Genomic DNA, 5,628 nt, shown 5'->3' on the forward strand with positions numbered 1-5,628 from the left:
CTGGCGCTGGGCGAGCAGGTCAAGGAGGACGCCAGCGCCTTCGTGCTGTCGGACCTGCGCACCGTCTGGGCGCGGATCGACGTGCCCGCCGCCGACCTGGCCAAGGTGCGCGTGGGCGCGCGCGCGGTGGTGCGCGCCACCGCCTTCGAACAGTCGGCGCCGGGCACGGTCACCTACGTCGGCGCGCTGATCGGCGGGCAGACCCGCACGGCGCAGGCGCGGATCGCCTTGTCGAATCCGGACGGCGCCTGGCGACCCGGCCTGTTCGTCGACGTGGACCTGGTGACCGGCGAGACGTCGGCGCGGTCACCGTGCCGGCGGAGGCGGTGCAAATCGTCGAGGACCGGCCGGTCGTCTTCGTGCGGGTGCCCGAGGGCTTCGCCGCGCAGCCGGTGAAGACCGGTCGCGCCGACGGGCAACGCATCGAGGTCCTCGAGGGCCTGAAGCCCGGCACACGGGTCGCGACGCGCAATGCCTTCGTCATCAAGTCCGAGGCCGGCAAGGGCTCGGCGACCCATTCGCACTGACGGAGGCGGCATGTTCGAACGCATCATCCGATTCGCCATCGAGCACCGCTGGCTGGTGCTGCTGGCCGTGCTGGGCATGGCGGCGCTGGGGGTCTTCAGCTACCAGAAGCTGCCGATCGACGCCGTGCCCGACATCACCAATGTCCAGGTGCAGATCAACACCGGCGCGCCGGGCTATTCGCCGCTGGAGACCGAGCAGCGCGTGACCTTCCCGGTGGAAACCGCGATGGCGGGGCTGCCGGGGCTGAAGCAGACCCGCTCGCTGTCCCGCTACGGGCTGTCGCAGGTCACGGTGATCTTCCGCGACGGCACCGACATCCATTTCGCGCGGCAGCTGGTCAACGAGCGGCTGCAGGCCGCGCGCGAGCAGCTGCCCGACGGCCTGACGCCGGCGATGGGGCCGGTGTCCACGGGCCTGGGCGAGATCTACCAGTGGACCCTCGAGGCCGAGGAGGGCGCGCGCAAGGCCGACGGCACGCCCTACACGCCGACCGACCTGCGCGAACTGCAGGACTGGGTCGTCAAGCCGCAGCTCCGCACGGTGCCGGGCGTGACCGAGGTCAACACGATCGGCGGCTTCGCGAAGGAGTTCGAGGTCGCGCCCGATCCCGGCCGGCTCTCCTCGCACGGGCTGACGCTGGCGGACGTGGTGGCGGCGCTGGAGCGCAACAACGCCAATGTCGGCGCGGGCTACATCGAGCGGCGCGGCGAGCAGTACCTGATCCGCGCGCCCGGCCAGCTGCGCGGCCTGGCCGACATCGGCCAGGTCGTGCTGCGCAGCGAGGGCGGCGTGCCGGTGCGGGTGCGCGACGTGGCACAGGTGGGCATCGGCAAGGAACTGCGCGGCGGCGCCGCGACCGACAACGGCCGCGAGGTGGTGCTGGGCACCGTGTTCATGCTGAGCGGCGAGAACAGCCGCAGCGTCTCGCAGGCGGTGGACCGCAAGATGAAGGCGGTCGCCACCACGCTGCCCAAGGGCGTGCAGGTGGTCACCGTCTACGACCGCACGGTGCTGGTGGACAAGGCCATCGCCACGGTGAGGAAGAACCTGGTCGAAGGTGCGGTGCTGGTGATCGCGGTGCTGTTCCTGTTCCTGGGCAACCTGCGCGCGGCGGTGCTGACGGCGATGGTCATCCCGCTGTCGATGCTGTTCACCTTCAGCGGCATGGTCAGCCAGAAGGTCAGCGCCAATCTGATGAGCCTGGGCGCCCTGGACTTCGGGATCATCGTGGACGGGGCGGTCGTCATCGTCGAGAACTGCGTGCGGCGGCTGGCGCATGCGCAGGCGCGACTGGGCCGGCCGCTGACGCGTGGCGAGCGCTTCCATGAAGTCTTCGCCGCGGCGCAGGAGGCGCGCCGGCCGCTGCTGTTCGGGCAGCTGATCATCATGGTGGTGTACCTGCCGATCTTCGCGCTCACCGGCGTGGAGGGCCGCATGTTCCATCCGATGGCGGTGACGGTGGTGCTGGCGCTGCTGGGCGCGATGATCCTGTCGATCACCTTCGTCCCGGCCGCGGTGGCGCTGTTCATCGGCGACAAGGTCCAGGAGAAGGAGAGCCGCCTGATGGCCTGGGCGCATCGCGCCTACGAGCCGCTGCTGGGCCGCGCGATGGCGGCGCGGCCGGTGGTCATCACCGGCGCGGTCGTGGCCGTGTTGCTGTCCGCGCTGCTGGCGACGCGGCTGGGCAGCGAGTTCGTGCCCAGCCTGGACGAGGGCGACTTCGCGGTGCAGGCGCTGCGGCTGCCGGGCACCAGCCTGACGCAATCGGTGGCGATGCAGCGGCAGCTGGAGGCGCGGCTCAAGCAGAAGTTCCCGGAGATCGAGCGGGTGTTCTCGCGCACCGGCACCGCCGAGATCGCGGCGGACCCGATGCCGCCCAACATCTCCGATGCCTACGTGATGCTCAAGCCGCGCGACCAGTGGCCCGAGCCCCGGCGCACGCGCGAGGCGCTGATCGAAGCCGTGCAGGCGGAGCTGGCCACGCTGCCGGGGCAGAACTACGAGTTCTCGCAACCGATCCAGCTGCGTTTCAACGAGCTGATCTCGGGCGTGCGCTCGGATGTCGCGGTGAAGGTCTTCGGCGACGACATGGCGCAGCTGGACGCGGCGGCGGCGCGCATCGCCGCGGTGCTGGGCGGGATCGAGGGCGCGACGCAGGTCAACGTCGAGCAGACGACCGGCCTGCCGGTGCTCACGGTGGACATCGACCGCGAGCAGGTTGCGCGGCACGGGCTGAACCTGCTGGACGTGCAGGAGCTGGTGGCCACAGCCACCGGCGGCGCGACCGCAGGGACGCTGTTCGAGGGCGACCGGCGCTTCCCGGTCGTGGTGCGCCTGCCCGAGGCGCTGCGCACCGACCTGTCGGCGATCGAGCGGCTGCCGGTGCCGCTGCCCAAGGGCGCGGACGGCGCGGTGCGTTTCCTGCCGCTGTCGGCGCTGGCGAAGTTGTCGCTGGCGCCGGGGCCGAACCAGGTCAGCCGCGAGGACGGCAAGCGCCGGGTGGTGGTCAGCGCCAATGTGCGTGGCCGCGACCTCGGTTCCTTCGTCGCGCAGGCGCAGCGGGCGGTGAGCGAGCAGGTGGTGCTGCCGTCCGGCTACTGGCTCGGCTGGGGTGGGCAGTTCGAGAACCTGCAGTCCGCCAGCGAGCGCCTGCGCGTGGTGGTGCCGGTGGCGCTGGGTCTGGTCTTCGCCCTGCTGTTCGCGATGTTCGGCAACGCGCGGGACGGCCTGCTGGTGTTCTCGGGCATTCCCTTCGCGCTGACCGGGGGCGTGCTGGCGCTGTGGTTGCGGGGGATCCCGTTGTCGATCTCGGCGGCGGTGGGCTTCATCGCGCTCAGCGGCGTGGCGGTGCTCAACGGGCTGGTGATGATCGCCTTCATCCGGCAGTTGCGGGAACAGGGCCGGCCGCTGGACGCGGCCATCCATGAGGGCGCGCTGACGCGCCTGCGGCCGGTGCTGATGACGGCGCTGGTGGCCTCGCTGGGCTTCGTGCCGATGGCGCTGGCCACGGGCACCGGGGCGGAGGTGCAGCGGCCGCTGGCGACGGTGGTGATCGGCGGGATCCTGTCGTCGACGGCGCTGACCCTGCTCGTGCTGCCGGTGCTGTACCGGTGGGCCTACCGGCGCGATGAGCCGGCGCTGGCGCAGGCGCCCGAGCTGCTTGATCAGGGTCCGACGCGGGATCCGGTGGCTTCCTGAGGCGGGCGCTCCGACCCGGGCGTCGGGAGACGACCCGGGTGGCGGCGCGCTGCCCCGCATCGGAGGCAGTGCGCTGCCTTGTCGAAGTCGGCGTGAGGCGATCTCGACACATGAGGGCCATGGAGTTGCACGGGCCGTCTTCTTAGAGTGGGCAGCTCACTTAGCAAGGAGAGGGCCATGCCCATTTCGACGATGTCCGCGAACGGACGCCTGACGGTCCCCCGGGAGATTCGTCAGGCGGTGAATGCCAAGCCGGGAACCGAGTTCCTCTGGGTCCTGATGAGGGACGGGACCATCCAGGTGGTTGCCAGGACGGTGACGTTCGAGGAGCTCGCCGGCATGCTGAAGCCCGCACCCGGCATCAGCGTGTCCGTGGAAGACATGAACCCGTTCCGATGATGTGTGCGGTCGACACGAACATTCTGATCCGGCTGATGCTGGCCGGCGCTGAACTCATGCGCTGAGGCCGCCAGGAGACTCAGGTGCCGATGACCCGCATGGAGATGAATGGCCGGATCCTCGTCCCGAAGGAGATCCGCAAGGCGACGGGTGCGAAGCTGGACACGCGGTTCTTCTGGGAGCTGCAGGAAGACGGGAGCGTGCGCGTGACCGTCAAGGCCGCTCCCGCGGTCGTGCTCGTGGAGCCATGGCCCAGGCGCGATGAGTCGTCCCACGACGAAAGAGACGACAACGCGCCCGCCGCGCTGTGATCGGTGGGGTCATCGACGACCGCACCCTGGTGCGGTCGTTCGTTGGACGAGCCCCGGCTCAGGCAGCGCCGAAGCGATGCAGCGTCACGCTGCGATAGACCTCGCCGGGTCGCAGGATCGTGGACGGCCAATCCGGGCTGGCCGGTCGGTTTGGCGAGTCCGGGTGGTGCTGCGTCTCCAGACAGAGGCCGTCTCCCTGCCGATAGAAGGCGCCCTCGCTGCCCAGCAGGCTGCCGTCCAGGAAGTTGCCGGAGTAGAACTGCATCGCCGGCTCGGTGGTCAGGACCTCCATGCTTCGGCCCGAGACGGGATCGCGCAGCCGCGCCGCCAGGTGCAGTCGACCATCGAAGGGCGCGTCCAGCACCCAGTTGTGGTCGTAGCCCTTGCCGCGCTGCAACTGCGGATGCGCTTGGCGCAGCCGCGACTCGATCACCCGCGGTTCACGGAAGTCGAAGGGTGTTCCAGCCACCGTCGCGATCGCGGTCGGAATCAGCGCTTCGTCCACCTCGCAATAGCGGCTGCCGAAGATCTGCAGCTCATGCCCCAGCACCGACCCGCGACCCGCCAGATTGAAGTAGTCGTGATGCGTCAGGTTGACCACCGTCGGCGCATCGGTCGTGGCTTCGTACTCGATGGCCCAGCCCATCTCGTCATCAAGCCGGTACCGCACCACCGCCCGCAGCCGGCCCGGGAAGCCCTGGTCGCCCGCCGGGCTGTCGAGTTCCAGTCGCAGGCAGCTGTCGCTTTCGACTTCCGCCCGCCACAGCAGGTGGCCGAATCCGCGCGGGCCGCCGTGCAGGCAGTTGCCGCCGTCGTTGGCCATCAGCGCGTGGCGTTCACCGTCCAGCCGGAAGGTGGCGCCCGCGATGCGGTTGCCATACCGGCCGACGATCACGCCGAAATGCGGATTGCGCAGCACGTAGTCCTCGAGCGTCGGCAGGCCCAGCACGACGTTGGCCGATTCGCCCCGCGCATCCGGCACCTCCAGCCGCGTGACGATGCCCCCATGGGTGATTGCCGACAGCCGCAGGCCGCGCCCGTTGTCCATCGTGAACTCATGCACCGGCCGGCCGTCGGGCAGGTGGCCGTAGACCCGCTGTTGAATCGCTGTCATCGTGTGTTGAACCGGTGAGGAACCTGGCCGCGATGGCCGTGTGGATCGAGCTCGAACAGCGCGCCGGCCAGCGGCTCG

The 5,628-nt window shown here is 70.1% G+C and carries 6 protein-coding genes; 5 read left to right on the forward strand and 1 reads right to left on the reverse strand.

Features of this window, described 5'->3' with window-relative positions; all coding sequences use genetic code 11:
• The 5 genes from FUT87_RS23155 to FUT87_RS23170 all read left to right on the forward strand — a co-directional run.
• On the forward strand, nucleotides 1-396 hold a 396-nt coding region (locus FUT87_RS23155), incomplete at its 5' end, for an efflux RND transporter periplasmic adaptor subunit (protein WP_255511980.1).
• The gene (locus FUT87_RS31050) at nucleotides 393-527 is read left to right on the forward strand and encodes a hypothetical protein (RefSeq protein ID WP_255511981.1); all 135 of its coding nucleotides are present in this window, start codon (nucleotides 393-395) and stop codon (nucleotides 525-527) included. The genes FUT87_RS23155 and FUT87_RS31050, both read left to right, overlap by 4 nt.
• A 10-nt stretch (nucleotides 528-537) precedes the next feature.
• Entirely contained in the window at nucleotides 538-3,726 is a 3,189-nt protein-coding gene (locus FUT87_RS23160) for an efflux RND transporter permease subunit (protein ID WP_147242532.1), read from the forward strand.
• Nucleotides 3,727-3,903: 177 nt separating this feature from the next.
• Nucleotides 3,904-4,125, forward strand: a complete 222-nt coding sequence (locus tag FUT87_RS23165; RefSeq protein WP_091724734.1) for an AbrB/MazE/SpoVT family DNA-binding domain-containing protein — start codon at nucleotides 3,904-3,906, stop codon at nucleotides 4,123-4,125.
• An 83-nt stretch (nucleotides 4,126-4,208) separates the two neighbouring features.
• Nucleotides 4,209-4,436: a hypothetical protein gene (locus FUT87_RS23170; protein WP_147242533.1), complete on the forward strand. Its 228-nt coding sequence runs from the start codon at nucleotides 4,209-4,211 to the stop codon at nucleotides 4,434-4,436.
• A 58-nt stretch (nucleotides 4,437-4,494) separates the two neighbouring features.
• Here the strand turns inward: FUT87_RS23170 and FUT87_RS23175 are convergent, their stop codons facing one another.
• The gene (locus FUT87_RS23175; RefSeq protein ID WP_147242534.1) at nucleotides 4,495-5,550 is read right to left on the reverse strand and encodes an aldose epimerase family protein; all 1,056 of its coding nucleotides are present in this window, start codon (nucleotides 5,548-5,550) and stop codon (nucleotides 4,495-4,497) included.
• Between the last annotated feature and the right edge of the window lie 78 nt (nucleotides 5,551-5,628).

Source organism: Mitsuaria sp. TWR114, assembly GCF_007997345.1.

Coding starts and splice junctions, on each gene's coding strand:
- FUT87_RS23175 (WP_147242534.1), bottom strand. CDS start 5,550: ATGACAGCGATTCAACAGCGGGTCTACGGCCACCTGCCCGACGGCCGG.
- FUT87_RS23160 (WP_147242532.1), top strand. CDS start 538: ATGTTCGAACGCATCATCCGATTCGCCATCGAGCACCGCTGGCTGGTG.
- FUT87_RS23165 (WP_091724734.1), top strand. CDS start 3,904: ATGCCCATTTCGACGATGTCCGCGAACGGACGCCTGACGGTCCCCCGG.